Source organism: Candidatus Beckwithbacteria bacterium, from assembly GCA_026397255.1.
Taxonomy (GTDB): Bacteria; Patescibacteriota; Microgenomatia; order UBA1400; family CG1-02-47-37; genus JAPLVF01.
The window spans coordinates 25,709-40,867 of sequence record JAPLVF010000005.1; the positions used below are offsets into that span (position 1 = coordinate 25,709).

Annotated in this window: 13 protein-coding genes; 2 read left to right on the forward strand and 11 right to left on the reverse strand. The window is 42.2% G+C overall.

Annotated elements, in window-relative coordinates; genetic code table 11:
• Positions 1-2 precede the first annotated feature (2 nt).
• Positions 3-1,493 (reverse strand): 2-oxoacid:acceptor oxidoreductase subunit alpha, encoded by a 1,491-nt coding sequence (locus NTZ93_00605; protein ID MCX6816360.1) that lies wholly within the window; start codon positions 1,491-1,493, stop codon positions 3-5.
• A gap of 19 nt (positions 1,494-1,512) precedes the next feature.
• Here NTZ93_00605 and rsmI point away from each other — a divergent pair, with 19 nt between their 5' ends.
• Positions 1,513-2,205, forward strand: a complete 693-nt coding sequence (rsmI, locus tag NTZ93_00610; protein MCX6816361.1) for a 16S rRNA (cytidine(1402)-2'-O)-methyltransferase — start codon at positions 1,513-1,515, stop codon at positions 2,203-2,205.
• Here rsmI and NTZ93_00615 read toward each other — a convergent pair.
• From NTZ93_00615 to ppsA, 4 genes are read right to left on the reverse strand one after another with little or no spacing between them, the layout of a single operon-like run.
• Entirely contained in the window at positions 2,151-4,127 is a 1,977-nt protein-coding gene (locus NTZ93_00615; GenBank protein ID MCX6816362.1) for an acetate--CoA ligase family protein, read from the reverse strand. The genes rsmI and NTZ93_00615 overlap by 55 nt on opposite strands.
• Positions 4,124-5,752 (reverse strand): 2,3-bisphosphoglycerate-independent phosphoglycerate mutase, encoded by a 1,629-nt coding sequence (gene gpmI / locus NTZ93_00620; protein MCX6816363.1) that lies wholly within the window; start codon positions 5,750-5,752, stop codon positions 4,124-4,126. The genes NTZ93_00615 and gpmI overlap by 4 nt, the downstream gene beginning before the upstream one ends.
• Positions 5,739-6,992: a phosphopyruvate hydratase gene (gene eno / locus NTZ93_00625; GenBank protein ID MCX6816364.1), complete on the reverse strand. Its 1,254-nt coding sequence runs from the start codon at positions 6,990-6,992 to the stop codon at positions 5,739-5,741. Before eno ends, gpmI begins: the two co-directional genes overlap by 14 nt.
• A complete protein-coding gene (gene ppsA, locus NTZ93_00630) occupies positions 6,985-9,282 on the reverse strand; it encodes a phosphoenolpyruvate synthase (GenBank protein MCX6816365.1) in 2,298 nt (765 codons plus the stop codon). The genes eno and ppsA overlap by 8 nt, the downstream gene beginning before the upstream one ends.
• A 75-nt stretch (positions 9,283-9,357) precedes the next feature.
• Here ppsA and NTZ93_00635 point away from each other — a divergent pair, with 75 nt between their 5' ends.
• On the forward strand, positions 9,358-9,984 hold the full coding sequence (locus tag NTZ93_00635; protein ID MCX6816366.1) for a transposase: 627 nt from the start codon (positions 9,358-9,360) through the stop codon (positions 9,982-9,984).
• Positions 9,985-10,027: 43 nt separating this feature from the next.
• Here the strand turns inward: NTZ93_00635 and NTZ93_00640 are convergent, their stop codons facing one another.
• Genes NTZ93_00640 through atpD form a run of 6 tightly spaced genes read right to left on the reverse strand, consistent with a single transcriptional unit; the run spans position 10,028 to position 15,157 of the window.
• Positions 10,028-11,029 (reverse strand): SIS domain-containing protein, encoded by a 1,002-nt coding sequence (locus tag NTZ93_00640; GenBank protein MCX6816367.1) that lies wholly within the window; start codon positions 11,027-11,029, stop codon positions 10,028-10,030.
• Positions 11,026-12,399, reverse strand: coding sequence for a phosphomannomutase/phosphoglucomutase (locus tag NTZ93_00645; GenBank protein MCX6816368.1), 1,374 nt, complete (start codon positions 12,397-12,399; stop codon positions 11,026-11,028). The genes NTZ93_00640 and NTZ93_00645 overlap by 4 nt, the downstream gene beginning before the upstream one ends.
• Positions 12,400-12,408: 9 nt before the next feature.
• Entirely contained in the window at positions 12,409-12,966 is a 558-nt protein-coding gene (locus NTZ93_00650) for a hypothetical protein (GenBank protein ID MCX6816369.1), read from the reverse strand.
• Positions 12,944-13,324: a putative metallopeptidase gene (locus tag NTZ93_00655; GenBank protein ID MCX6816370.1), complete on the reverse strand. Its 381-nt coding sequence runs from the start codon at positions 13,322-13,324 to the stop codon at positions 12,944-12,946. The genes NTZ93_00650 and NTZ93_00655 overlap by 23 nt, the downstream gene beginning before the upstream one ends.
• Positions 13,325-13,327: 3 nt before the next feature.
• Positions 13,328-13,762, reverse strand: coding sequence for an ATP synthase F1 subunit epsilon (gene atpC, locus NTZ93_00660; protein MCX6816371.1), 435 nt, complete (start codon positions 13,760-13,762; stop codon positions 13,328-13,330).
• A gap of 6 nt (positions 13,763-13,768) precedes the next feature.
• Positions 13,769-15,157, reverse strand: coding sequence for a F0F1 ATP synthase subunit beta (gene atpD, locus NTZ93_00665; protein MCX6816372.1), 1,389 nt, complete (start codon positions 15,155-15,157; stop codon positions 13,769-13,771).
• Positions 15,158-15,159: the final 2 nt, after the last annotated feature.

Sequence of the window (15,159 nt, forward strand, 5' to 3'; positions counted from 1 at the left end):
TTTCAATTTTCAACCTGCCTGACGGCAAGGCAGGTTTTCAATTTTGCAATAATTTCTTCTGGGTAAAATGGCCGGCCGTCATATTTAAGGATTTTATCTTTAATGATTATGCCGGTTTCCTGGGCAATCAGTTTTGCTAATTGGGCAGTGGAGTTAGATTCAAGACAAATCAAGTGTCTAGTTTTATCAATTAATTTAAGGAAAGCGTTTTTGGGAAACGGCCAAACCCAAGAAAAGTGAAGAAAATTAACGTCAGGTAAATCTTTCAGAGCGGCTAGAATCGGCCCCTTATTAGAACCCCAGGAAATCAGAGTGGTTTTGGCTTTTTTCGGGCCAAATAGTTGAGGCGCAATCAGATCAGAACTAAGCAAAATAGTATCGATTTTTTTCATCCGGCGATTAACCTGTTTGGTTCTCTCACTTGATTCTTCAGTGGAAAAGCCGGAATCGTCATGCTCATAACTATTGGTTAATAAAGCCGGTTGATGGGGGTAGCGAGTAATGTTTTTTTTAACTGGGAAAGCAGGGGTGGTGTAATAAGACTCCCCTAAATTTTTATCGGTTAAAATAATTACGGGTAGGCGATATTTTTCGGTTAAATTTTGGGCCAAACTGGTTAATAAGAAAGCTTCTTCACAGTCGCCGGGAGCTAAGACAATTCGGGGAAACTCATCTTGACCGGCATTGATGGCAAATAAAAGATCGCCTTGCCCGCTCCAAGTCGGCATGCCAGTAGCCGGACCGGGACGCATGCCTAAAACGATAACCACCGGGGTTTCAGTAATACCGCTTAAGCTCAAACCTTCGGTCATGAGAGAAAAACCGCCACCGGAGGTAGCGACCATTGACCGAACACCGGCATAAGAGGTGCCGATGGCCATATTAATGACGCCGATTTCATCTTCGGCATGGTGGACGATAATTTTAAATTCGTCGGCTTTGGCAGCTAAAAAATGCAGGATAGAAGTGACCGGGGTCATCGGATAAGCGCTATAAAATTTCAGGCCGCCGTTAACAGCGCCTAAAGCCAGAGCTTCGTTGCCGTTGACTAAGATTTGGTTTTTTAAAGGAGGCAGTTTAAGGGGTTTAATTGGTTTTTGGCAGGATTTATAGCCTGTTTCAGCCGCCCGCAAATTTAAGGCGATTACTTCTGAAGGTTTTTTGGCAAAAGCGGCTTTAATGACGTCATCTAAAATTTCTAAACTTAAGCCTAATTTGGCACAAGATAAACCTAAGGCAAAGATATTTTTTGGTTGGACCAAAGATTGGTCTTTTAAGGAAATCTCAAGGTCAAACTTTGATTGGGGACTGTAAACAGGTTCGGTTGAGGCCAAAACCTGAAAAGTGTTTAAGCCGCCGCGAATAAGCGAAGGGTATTCGGTGTATGCGTGAACGTAATAACCTGTCTTAAAAGCTGCCTGGGCAAAGATTAAACCGGCGACCTTAATGCCTTCCCCCGCTGCTCCAGTAATTTTCCAGTTAAAGCCTGTCATGATAGAATCATTTTACCATATGAGTGCGCTTTACATTGTGTCAACGCCGATAGGCAACCGGCAGGATATTACTTTAAGAGCCATTGAAGTTTTAGATCAGGTCAATTATCTTTTGTGCGAAGATACCCGGAAAACCAAACTATTGCTCGATTTTTATCATATTAAAAAATCGCCGATGTTAATTAGTTTTTATGAGCCGGTGGAAGAACAGAAAATCCCTCAAATAATTGGGTGGTTGAGAGAGGGGAAAAATGTCGGACTGGTGACAAATGCCGGGACTCCCCTACTCTCTGACCCCGGATTTAAGCTGGTCAGAGCGTGTGTGAAGGAGAATATTCAGGTAATTCCAATCCCCGGGGCGTCGGCCCTATTGGCGGCCTTGGTGGTAAGCGGTTTGCCAACCGATAAATTTATGTTTTTAGGTTTTTTACCCAAGAAATCAGGGAAGAAAGAAAGATTATTAAATAATGTTGTCGAGATTTTAAAAATTCAAACTCAGACAGTAATTTTGTACGAGTCTCCTTTTCGGATAATTAAGACTTTGGAATTGCTACAGAAATTAATGCCGGAAAGCCAGGTGGTTATCTGCCGCGAATTGACCAAAAAATTTGAAGGAGTGATCAGAGGAAAACCAGAAGAACTTATCAAAAAATTGAATCAGGGCAAAGTTAAAGGTGAAGTGGTGATTTTGATATCGACGATGTCCAGATGATGGGGGCTGATAATGGCCGGGTTGATATCGATAGTTTGAATTTGGGGATAATCGGACACTAATTGGGAAAGATTTAGAATTAATTTAATCACTGGTTTTAAGTCAATAGGGGGTAATCCCCGAGCGCCCAGTAAAATCTGGCCAAGTTTGGTTTGCTTGATCAAATTAAGAATAATGGTTTGGTTAGTGGGTAAAAATGTCCGAACAATATCCTGGTAAAGCTCGGTATAAATACCGCCGGAACCAAAAGTCAGCAAGGCCGGGTAGCCGGGTTGGCGATTCATTCCGATAAATAGTTCATGACCTTCACTAATCTGCGGCTGGGCTAAAATGCCGGTAAAGGTGTGACTTATTTTTTTGAAAGCAGTTTTAACGGCGGTTAAAGATTTTAAATTAAGATAAATAGCTTTATTTTCAGTGCGGTGATAGCCCGCGGATGAATCAGTTTTTAAAACAATCGGAAAACCCAACTCTTGAGTTAAGTAAATTAAATTATCAGGTTTTGCCGAAACCGTTTTGATAAGAGGCAAATAATAGATTTTGGCTAATTGGCTGATCTGGTGCCAAGAAAGCTGGCCTGAAGGGAGAGAGATTTTTTGGCGGTTAACTGTTTTGAAAGAGCGGACAGGGTAAAGCGGACGATGATTCCGATGATGCCAATAAGAAAATAACAGGCTTAAATATTTGACGGCGGATTGGGGAAAATCAATGGTGGCAATTTTATTCTGACGAAGAATTTCCTTGGCGGCATCATTAATCCGGCCGCCTAAAAGAGAAACGACCACCGGTTTTTTAACATGTTTAAATTTATCGACCACAGTCTGGCAGGTTAACTCCAGCTGTGTGCCAGCCTGAGGTGTCAAGATAATTAAAAAAGCATCTTTAATATGATCCTTAATGACTTGATTAAAAGCGGCCACAAAACGATCAGTGAGGGCGTCGCCGAAAACATCTAAGGGTTGAATAACATCTAAGTTAAACTGACTGGCACTGTCAGTGGCCAAAATCCCCGGCCCACCGGCATTAGTGACAATTGCTAAGTCGTTATCGGTTAAAGGCGGCTCAAGAGAGAAAATTTCCAAGAGATCGGCAAATTCTTCCAGAGTATCTACCTGCAAACAACCGGCCTGTTCAAGCAAAGTGTTAACAATTTTGCGATCAGGACTGAGAGCGGCAGTGTGACTTTGAGCGGCGACTTTGCCTTTGGTGGTCAGGCCGCCGAAAATAACCACAATGGGTTTAATCCGGCTAACCCGGCTGGCAATTTTTAAAAATTCCGCTGGGTCGGCAAAAGACTCAAGATATAAACCGATAACTTTAGTGTTTTTATCAGTTGATAGGTAGGAAAGCAGGCCATTTTCGGTGATGCCAATCCGGTTGCCTAAACTCGCGAATTTGGAAAAACCCAGATGCTCGGTTTTAGCCCAATCAAATAAGAAGGAACCAATAGCGCCGGATTGAGTCACTAAACTGATGTTTCCAGCCGGCGGGGCGGTTTTAGCAAAGGTCAGGTCTAAACCTGCCTGAGGATGGGCATAACCCAGGCAGTTCGGGCCTAAAACTTCCAGGGAAGAGTTGGCTATTTTCGCCTTAATTTCGCCTTCAAGGAGAGAACCTGCAGGGCCGATTTCCGAAAATCCGGAAGAAATAATAATCACGGAATTAACTTTTTTATTAAGACAGTTTGAGATTACTAGTGGAATAAAAGCGGCGGGAATGACGATGACGACTTGATCAACAGAATCAGGAATGGCTGTAACTGAAGCAAAGCAAGGACGGTTAAGCACGTGCTTGTATTTGGGATTAACCGGGTAAACCGGACGAGAATAATTCAATAATTTAGAAAAAATTTGGTAACCGAGTTTGGATTTATTAGGAGAAGCGCCGACAACCGCGATTGATCGAGGAGAAAATAGATTCATAGTAAGGTCTTGCCGGTCATTGATTCAGGTTTAGGCAGATGTAATATTTTTAAAACAGTCGGCGCCACGTCAGCCAAAATTCCTAGACCAGTGCTACTCGTCTGAACTGGCCAATTATTGCTGACAGCGATAAACGGGACAGGATTGGCAGAATGTTCGGTGTCGACAGCGCCGGTTTGCAGATTAATTAATTCTTCAGCATTACCGTGGTCGGCGGTAATTAAGGCGGTACCATTTAAGGATAAAATAGTGGGAATAGTTTGACTTAAAAATAAATCGACGGCTTCACAGGCTTTGATGGTGGCGGCCAGGCTGCCGGTGTGGGCGACCATATCCGGGCAAGCAAGGTTAATTGCGATAAACGAGTATTGTTTTTCTTTTAATTTGTTATTAAGAATTTGCGTTAATTTGGGTGTGGACATTTCCGGTTGTAAATCATAAGTGGCGATCTTAGGAGAAGGAGTAATTTCCCAATCTTCGCCGCTAAACGGTTGTTCCCTTAGGCCGTTGAAATAGTAAGTCACGAATCTTTCTTTTTCCGTCTCGGCAATCTTAAGCTGGGTTAAATTAGCTTCGCTTAAGATGCGGGAGAGCGGTAGATCTACATGCATTGGTTTGAAGGCCACCTGAACGGGTAAACCTGATTGATATTCAGTCATAGTCGAGAAAAATAGATTCTTTAAAAACAGATGGCGCTTAAACGGCGGAGAAACTGAGGCTTTTTGCGGTAAGTGGCTATGAAGGTATTTATCGGACAGGGGATCAAATGCCAGTTCGTTGGCTTTTGCCTCAAAATCCGGTAAAACAAAAGCTTTAGTGAGCTGACGCGGCCGGTCAACCCGAAAATTATAAAAAATAACGGCGTCGTTGTCCTTGATTAAAGATAGTGGTGTCCCGCTCCCATCAGTAATAATCGTTGGCTCGATAAATTCATCGCTTTTACCACTAGCATAGGAGTTTTCGACTGCCTGAGAAGGAGTGAGGACTTTTTTACCAACGCCTTCGGTTAAGCACAAATAGGCTTTTTCTGTCCTGTCCCAGCGAAAATCACGGTCCATGGCATAATAGCGGCCGGTGACGGAAGCAATTTTGCCAATCCCCATTTCTTTCAAGTGCTGTTCAATTTGAGCGAGGTAAATTTGTGAGGTAGTTGGCGGAGAGTCCCGGCCGTCGGTAAAAAGATGCAGAGAAAGCTTGGAGATATTCTGCAATTTAGCTAATTTAATCAAAGCAAACAAGTGTTCGTTATTGGCGTGAACCCCGCCGGAGCCAACTAAGCCTAACAGATGAAGATAACTATGGTTAGTCTTGGCATAAGTAATTGTTTTTAAAAGCGTTTCATTCTGGAAAAAACTGCCGTCGGCAATGGCGGTATTAATCCGAGGCAGGTCCTGAAAAACGATTTGTCCGGCGCCCAAATTGATATGGCCAACTTCGGTATTACCGTCATCTCCATGAGGTAAACCGACGGCCTCCCCTGAGGCAATTAACTGAGTTGATGGATAGGCATGAAGAAGTTTATTGAAATAAGGAATTTGGGCTTGGGTAATGGCATTGCCTGGACTAGGCGGAGCAATCCCCCAACCGTCCATGATTATTAAAACCACCGGGTTATAATTGTTCATTGGCAATTTCCAGTAAACGATTATATTTAGCAATTCTTTCCCCGCGGGAAGGAGCGCCAAACTTAGTGTAGTCGGCACCTAAACCAACAGCCAGGTCGGCAATAAAGGTATCATTAGTTTCTCCGGAACGATGGGAGACAATAATTTTCCATTGATTTTCCCGGCAATATTTCACCACCTCAACTGTTTCGGAAACGGTACCGATTTGGTTGGGTTTAACTAAGATGGCGTTACAAGCCTTTAAATTAATGGCTTTTTTAACCCGTTCTTTATTGGTAGTTAATAAATCATCTCCAACTATAAGAGTTGTTTCCCCTAACTCTTCAGTTAATTTAGTCCAACCTTCCCAGTCATCCTGAAACAGGGCATCTTCCAAGAAGAATAAACGATACTCGCGGTTAAGTTCAAGATAATAAGTAATTAATTCGAGGCGATTAAAAGACTGAGCCCGATCTTTAATCTGATAGTGATTATTGTGAAAAAAATAGCCAGCGGAAACATCCAGACCTAAAAAAACATCCTGAGTAAATTTATAAGGCGTCAGCTTAATGGCTTCCAGAATGACCTGTAAGGCATCAAGATTGGTAAATAAGTTGGGAGCATAGCCACCTTCATCGCCAACACTGTGAATCGCCTGACGCTGAATCAAGACTTTTTTGAGATTTTTGTAAATGTCGATGCCAATTTGCAAGGCTTCGTGATAGGCAAAACGGTTAGAGGGAATTATATGGAATTCCTGGAAATCAAGGTTGCCGGCACCATGAGCGCCGCCATTAATAATATTAAAAGTCGGAGTCGGCAAATGTTTAAAATCTTTAACTAAGCCGTACTTTTGAGATAAATAAAGATAAACAGGCAGATTGTAAGCGGCAGCAGCGGCCTTGAGGCAAGCAATCGAGACGGAAAGTAAAGCATTGCCTCCCAACCGGCTTTTATTGGTGGTACCGTCAAGTTCAATTAAAAGTTGATCAATTTTGGTTTGATAACTGGGGTCAAGACCGATAATTTTGGGAGCAATAATTATATTGACATTGGCCACGGCTTTTAAAACGCCCAAACCAGAAAAACGCGATAAATCATTATCCCTTAACTCAAGGGCTTCATATTTGCTGACAGAAGCTCCGGAAGGAATGCTGGCAGTACCGAGTTGCCCGGTATCCAGTTTGATACAGGTTTGAATAGTTGGATTACCTCGGGAATCAAGAATTTCCGAGGCTTTAACGCTAATGATTTTAGCCATGGATTAATTTCTTTTCAGCCTGATAAATAAGATTACGGGTTTGATCAATCATATCCGGAGAAACAGAAACGCTGGTAATCCCCCATTTGACTAACTTTTCGGTTAAGTCCGGGTAAATTGACGGCGCTTGGCCGCAAATTGAACAGCTAACCCGATTGGTTTTACAGGTGGTGATAATTTTTTCCAGAGATTTTAATACGGCCGGATTGAGTTCATCATACTCAGAGGCAACTTCGCTGTTATCCCGATCAACGCCTAAAGTCAGCATGGTGAGATCGTTGGAGCCAATGGAAATGCCGTCAAGACCGACGTCAAGAAAATCTTCCAATAAAATGACATTGCTGGGAATTTCTGCCATCATCCACAGTTGGAAGGAGGGGGAACGGACTAGACCGTGAGCACTGACAATTTTTTTGACGGAGATAAGCTCTTGAACTGTACGAACGAAAGGAATCATTAACCAAAGGTTTTTAAAGTCGTGGTGATTACGGGCTATTGTTAAAGCTTTTAATTCCAGATCAAAAACCTTTTGATCATGGATATAACGAAAAGCTCCCCGGTAGCCGATCATGGGGTTAAATTCTGTCGGTTCGTAGGCTTTGCCGCCAATCAAATTAGAATACTCGTTAGTTTTAAAATCAGTGGCCCGATAAACTACGGGACGGGGATAAAAAGCTTTGGCAAATTTAGTTAAACCATCGACTAAACTGGAAATAAATTTATCTGTTTTGCCGTCAGCGATTAATTTTTTAGGATGGATGCCGATTTGGGCAATCATAAATTCCGCCCGAAGTAAGCCAACGCCGTCGACATTTTTCTGAGCGGTAGCGGCAGCTAAATCCGGTTCGCCGAGGTTAACATAAACCTTGGTAGCGGTAGGAAAAAAGTCAGCCACAAATTTTTTCGGATTAGGAGCAAGTGGTTTTTTAGGTGAAGCCAATTTAATTTTAGAAGGAGTTAGATGGCCGCCGGAGAAAATTTGGCCGGTTATACCATTGACAGTAATGACTTTTCCAGAAGTCAAAATTTTAGTGGCAGTACCGGTACCAACGATACAAGGAATACCTAGCTCCCTCGAAACTATAGCCGCATGGGAAGTTTGACCGCCTTTGTTTGTAACAATGGCGGCGGCTTTTTTCATGGCCGGGACAAAGTCCGGTGTAGTCATGTCAGTAACCAAAATTTCCTGGGGTTTAAGTTGATTAATTTCCCGGGCGGAGGACAGAATTCTAACAAAGCCGGAAACAATCCCTGGACTAGCAGACTCACCTTTCAAGATTAATTTTCCGGTAATGGTAGGGGAATTTTTGGAGACAAGTTCTTCCTGAATGGTGGTGATCGGGCGGGACTGAACAAGATAACATTTATTTTTTTCAAAAGCCCACTCAACATCCTGAGGAAAGAAGTAGTGCTGCTGGATTTTATGACCGAGCTTAGCCAGAGTAATGATTTGCTGATCAGTTAGTTTTGGCCGAGAAATATTTTTCTTATTAATTTTTACTTCCTGATTTTTGTTGTTAACTAAAATTAACTGTTTGGTTTGCGGATTGACTTGTTTTTGTAAAATTTTCCAGGAAAGTTTTTGCACTAAATAATGGTCGGGGGTGTAGATTCCCTGAACTATCTGTTCCCCCAACCCCCAAATAGCCTCGATAACAATTTGATTTTTGTCGTTACTAATCGGGTTAACGGTGAACATAATGCCAGAAATCTTACTCTCGACCATTTTTTGAACCGGAACAGCCACGCCGACATTAAAATGACCATAACCTTTTTCTTCGCGGTAGAAAATCGCTCTGGGTTCAAATAAAGAGGCCCAACAGCGACGGACGTTCTGAACAACATTGGCTTCACCTTTAATGTTTAAAAAGGTTTCCTGTTGACCGGCAAAAGAAGCATCAGGTAAGTCTTCGGCAGTGGCCGAGGACCGGACGGCAACGAGGCTTTGAGAAAAACCATGGCCCAGGCTTAAATATTTTTTGATTATCGGCAGAGAAATTTCTTCAGGAATGGGAGAATTAAGAATTAATTTTTTGATTTGGGCAGAAACTGAGTTTAAAGATTTAATATTTTTAAGATCGTGGTCAGCCAAAATCGCTTTAATTTTTGGAACCAATTTATTTATTTTCAAAACATGAAAGTAAGCCGCGGCCGTCACGATAAAACCAGGCGGGACAGAAAAACCAGCTTGGGTTAATTCACCTAGGTTGGCCCCCTTACCGCCGACAATAGCAACATCTTCTTTACAGACTTCGTGAAACGAAACAACAAATGGCAGGTCTTTGGACATTAATCAAGGATAGCAGAAAAGATATTTTTTTTCTACACCTGCAGGGAGAGAACCTGTAGGTGTATACTAAAATATGTGCCCGCCAAAAATGTAATAAAAGAGTATGAGAGGAATGCTTATTACCATCTGTATAATCGCGGAGTAGCTAAAACCGCAATTTTTTTGGATAATCAGGACTATAAAACCTTTCTTTATTACTTAAAACTTTACTTGAGTTTTCCTGATAAAGAAGCTGCCTTAACTAAAATTCCCCCATCAAGGAAACTAAGAAATTACGCTGGTCAAATAAATTTGATTTGTTATTGCCTAATGCCCAATCATTTTCACCTACTAGTCTTTCAAAAGGATCCGCAGACAATAAATTTTTTTATGAAATCTTTAGGAACAAAATACTCAATGTATTTTAATAAGAAATATAAGCGCGTCGGTTCATTATTTCAAGGACCTTATAAGGCGGTGGAAATCACTAGTGAAAATCAGTTATTATATTTATCAAAGTATATTCATCGCAACCCTATAGGTCTTACAAGGAGAGAACCTGTAGGCTATAAATACTCCAGCTATACGAATTATTTAGGACTAATAAATCAGGTTTGGGTAAAACCGCTGGATTTTATCGGCAAAGATTATAAAAGCTTCGTGGAAGAAATTGATGAGAGGGATAGTTTCTTTACTAAAAACATTATTCTTGAGGATGATTGAAGATCGACCTACAGGGAGAGAACCTGTAGGTCGGATTAGTTCTCTACTTCTCTAATTGTTTCTTGAAGTAGTCAACCCAAGGGATCGAGGCCGGATTAATTCCATAAAGCTGAGACAAGTAGTAGGTGGCAAAACCGGATAAAGTAAAGGCTTCCAAGACCTGAGTCAATTTTGACGGGCCGGTCAGATTAATTGAGGCAGTAGCAATTGACTGTTGCTTAACGACATCCTGAGTTAAAGCAAAACGTTTCTGAATCCTAGGAGTATAAAATTTTGAATTAATAAAGATAAATAGGGCGGTTTTTTTAAGACTGGCCGGATATTTCAGCCCTTCCATTAAATGATGATTTAGTTCGGAAATATACCGATAGTCAGAAATCATTTTGGCATTTTCGTTAATTTGATTGGCAAAGCCATTACCAAAACCTTTTAAGAATTCGGCAGTAATGATAAATGGATGCCTGTCTTTTAAAAGCGGGGCTAATTTTTGGGCTTGACTGACTAATCGATCGGCTTGTTGACGGATAAAATTAATGGCGGCCATAATCTCTGCCTCATCAATCTTTAACAACCCCAAAGAATGCAATAAACCCATGTGGCCAAATAACAAGTAACCAGCGCCGATGCGCGGTTGGCCGCAAGGGTTAAATTTTTGGGGATTAAAAATATAGCCGGGAACGTCAATTATTTTTCGGCTGCTGATTTGAATAATCTGGGCGCTTTTTTTTACAGCCTCCTGAGCGCAGCTAATAACTTCTTCAGTGGTACCGGAATAAGAAGATAAAATTACCAAAGTATCAGCATTAGCGTAAGCGGGTAAAGTATAATCCTCCACAATTTCATAAGGCAGAGTAATCCGGTCACGGAAAAGCTCTTTGACAGTTTTAGGGGTAAAGCGGGAACCACCCATGCCGCAAACAACTATATTTTTAACGCTTTGGTATTTTGGGGGGAATTTAATTTTGGAACTTTCCTGCCAAGCCTCAAAACACTGCTCGGGAAAAAATTTAAGGGATCCGAAAACATTTAAAGGATCAAGGTTCATAATTTTCTTTTACCTCCATTACTTTCAATAAATTTAACTAATTCAGCGGTTTTTTGCGATAGAATTGTTTGATTATCCGCCTCTAAATTAAGCCGTAACAGCGATTCGGTGTTGGAGGCGCGAATATTGGCCCACCAGGAATCAAACCAAAAAGTAACACCGTCCAGCCAGTCTATTGATTTAGCCAAAGGCTGATAATGAAGTTCCAATTGTTTTAAAACCGCTTGTTTGTCGGTGACCATAAAATTAATCTCTCCGGAAGCGGGATACTGGTCGTATTGTTTGACTAATTGAGAGAGAGGGATATTTTTTTGGGAGATTAGTTCCAGGACCAGTAAGGCGGCAATAATAGCGGAATCAGCAAAAAAGTTGTCCCGGAAATAATAATGGCCAGAGTGTTCACCGCAGAATAGGCCGTTGTACTGACGCATCGCTTCTTTAATGAGAGTGTGGCCGACCCGAACACGGATAGCTTTTCCCTGATATTTTTTAATAATTTCCGGTACTACCCGGCCGACAATGGCGTTATAAAGCACGGTGTCTTTAGGACTTTTTTGGAGTAAATTTTCAGCAATAATGGCAGACATAATTGTCCCGGATAAAATCCGGCCGGTTTCGTCAACCAGAACCACCCGGTCACCATCACCGTCAAAAGCCATGCCGACATCCGCCCCAACTTCTTTAACTTTAGTAATGGTAGTTTGCATGTTTTTTTCCTCACTGGGGCTGGGAATGTGGTGCGGAAAACTACCATCCAAATCATAGTAAATTTCGGTGACCTGCCAGGGTAATTTTTTGCTAAAAGCCGGCATAAAGTAGCCCGCCATACCGTTACCGGCATCAACGACCACTTTAAACGGCTTCATTTTACCAAGACCAACAAATTTTAGAACGTGGTCAACCCAGCCGGACAAAATATTCCTTTGGGTTAAGGTGCCCGGTTTAATATTTTTAATAATTAAATCCTGCTCAGAGACGGCTAAATCCCGGATTTGATAAATACCGCTGTCGCCGCTAACGGCAATGGCGCCTTGTTTGACAATTTTCAGGCCGTTATATTCCGGCGGATTATGGGAAGCGCTGATGGTAATTGCCAAATCTTCAGAGCAGGTCGCACTGGCATAATAAAGCATGTCCGTGGCAATCAATCCTAAGTCAACCACATTAACGCCCAGCTCTAAAAATCCATTGATAAAAGCCTGGTGTAGTTGAGGGGAAGTTAAGCGCATGTCCCGGCCAATCTGGACTGATTTAGGTTTAAAATAAGCGGTGATTGCTTGAGCGATTCGTTTGATCCCGGCTTCATCTAGTTGTGAGGGAACTAGCGCCCGAATATCGTAATCTTTAAAAATAGACGGGTCGAGGGTCATTTAATTATTCTAAAGACCGGCTAACAAAAGGTCAAGCTGAGCGGTTAAACTTAAGTCAGTTTGGCCGGATTTAATTGACCAATCGATTTCCAGCAGCCGGCGGTGGAGTTTGAGCCATTTAGTGTCAGGGTTTCTTTGAATTAATTGAGCAATCCGGCGGTGTAAAAGGTAAAACACCAGCTCCACCGGCTCTGTCTTGATAGTGGCGTGAAAATCTTTAAGAGTAAGAGAGTTTAAAAACTGAAAAACAATTTTTGGCAGTCTGAATTCTTTTAAAACAAATCCCAACTGAATCAATTTTTTACAAGTGACGGCCGACAAAGATTTTTTCTCCCAAATAAAAACGTTTTGCTTAATATTTTTAGATAAAATTGTCAAAAAATTATCTTTAGGTAAATGATTGATAACTACTCCCCGATCAGATCCGAACAGGGAAGACGATTCCAAAATTTGAGTTAAAGATTCGGGCGTTAAATCAGCCGCCTCCAAGCGGACAAAATCTTTGGCAGAATCATTTAAAAATTGCCGGCTTTGGACAGTATTATCACCGTGAATGACAGTAATCATGCCACAACCTTTCTACACTTCTATTATTAACAAAATGTGATCGTTTTGTCCCGTGCGGGATTAAACTGCCGGAAAAGTTTTTAGGAATGTGCAGTAATTCATGAATCAATACTTTTAGCTGATCATTGGCTGATAAATGATCAAATTTCTCGGCTAAGATTTCAATACAATAGTGTGGCTTTAAGCGTAGGGCGATCTGCCAAATCCTAGGAAAAGCCCAGATTCTGGCCCGGGCGCGGCTGGAAGAACCGTGACTGCGAAAGCAAACGATTGAATTTACATCCAGATAATCAAGAGAAAGTTTTTTCACCAATTGTTTAACTTTGGTTTGAATATCCGGAGCTAATAAAAACTCCATAATTTATTCCTGAACCGGGGCACGGTAGTGATGACGTTTTTGAGCGACTTTTAATTCTAAAACCGCTTTTCTTAAGTCGGACTCGGCCAAAACAAACTGTTCGTGGGATAGTTTTTCCCTTAAAGCTTCTTCGGCTTTTCTTTTAGCGGCTTCGACCTGAGCAATATCAATCTCCTCCGCTCTGACAGCGGAGTCAGCCATGACACTGACTTGGTCATCATGAACATCTAGCAGGCCGCCAGAGACGGCTAACATATTCATAGACGGGCCTTTAAATATATATAGTTCGCCGGCTTGAAGTTTGGTTAATAAACCAATGTGGCCGGGAAGAATGCCGATTTGGCCGTCATAACCGGGAGCAAGAATTAAATCAACCTCATCATTTAAGATTCTTTTTTCCTGAGTAATAATTTCCAGATGCAGTTTTTTTAAGGCCATAAAAGATTAAAGTTTTTTGGCATTAGCCACGGCTTCATCAATCGTCCCAATCATGTAAAAGGCCTGTTCCGGCAGGCTGTCGTACTTGCCTGCCAAAATTTCTTTAAAACCGCGGATGGTTTCGTCAATCTTAACATAACGACCGGGAATGCCGGAAAACTGCTCGGCCACAAAGAATGGCTGGGTTAGAAAACGCTGAATTTTTCTGGCCCGGGATACGGTTAGCTTATCTTCGTCGGAAAGTTCGTCGATACCCAGAATGGCAATAATATCCTGCAGGTCTTTGTAACGCTGGAGGACTTTTTGAACGCTGCGGGCCACCCGGTAATGTTCCTCGCCAACGGCTTGGGGAGTTAAAATTTTAGAAGCAGAAGATAAGGGGTCGACGGCCGGATAAAGGGCCTGTTCAGATAAAGACCGCTCAAGAGAAATACTGGAATCAAGATGGCTAAAGGTGGTCACCGGAGCCGGATCAGTGTAGTCATCAGCGGGGACGTAAACGGCCTGAAAGGAAGTAATTGAGCCTCGTTTGGTGGAAGTAATTCTTTCCTGCAGAGCGGCCATCTCCGAAGCTAAAGTCGGCTGATAACCGACGGCGGAAGGAATCCGGCCTAAGAGAGCAGAAACTTCGCTGCCGGCTTGGGAAAAACGAAAGATATTGTCAATAAATAACAAGACATCTTCACTTTTTTCATCGCGGAAATATTCGGCAAAAGTCAAAGCGGTTAAAGCGACGCGTAAACGGGCGCCGGGTGGTTCATTCATCTGACCAAAAATCATCACCGTGTTTTTTAATACCCCTGATTCTTTCATTTCGCTATACAAATCATTGCCTTCCCGGGTTCTTTCGCCGACGCCGGCAAAAACAGAGTGACCGGAATGCTCTTCAGCAATGTTTCTGATCAATTCCTGAATAATGACGGTTTTACCAACACCGGCGCCGCCAAAAGCGGCCACCTTGCCGCCCTTAGCAAAAGGACAAATTAAATCAATTACCTTAATTCCGGTTTCCAGCATTTGGGGATTGGGTTCAATATCAGTGAACTTGGGTGGGTTTTTATGAATCTGGGTCAGGACGGTGTCGGTAATTTTCGGACCGTTATCGATGGTTTCACCCAAGACATTAAAAAGCCGGCCAAGGGCTTTAGAACCGGCCGGAACACTGATCTGTTTACCGGTGTCGATGACCTCCAAGTTGCGGCTTAAGCCATCAGTGGAACCCATGGCGATGGTGCGAACCTGATCATTGCCGATCTGCTGCTGAACTTCCAAGACTAACTGACTCCCATCGGTTTTTTTAACTTCCAGGGCGTGGTAAATTTTAGGCAAACGGCCGGCAAAATGAACATCAACAACAACGGAAATTATCTGAGTAATATAACCGATCGATTTCATAT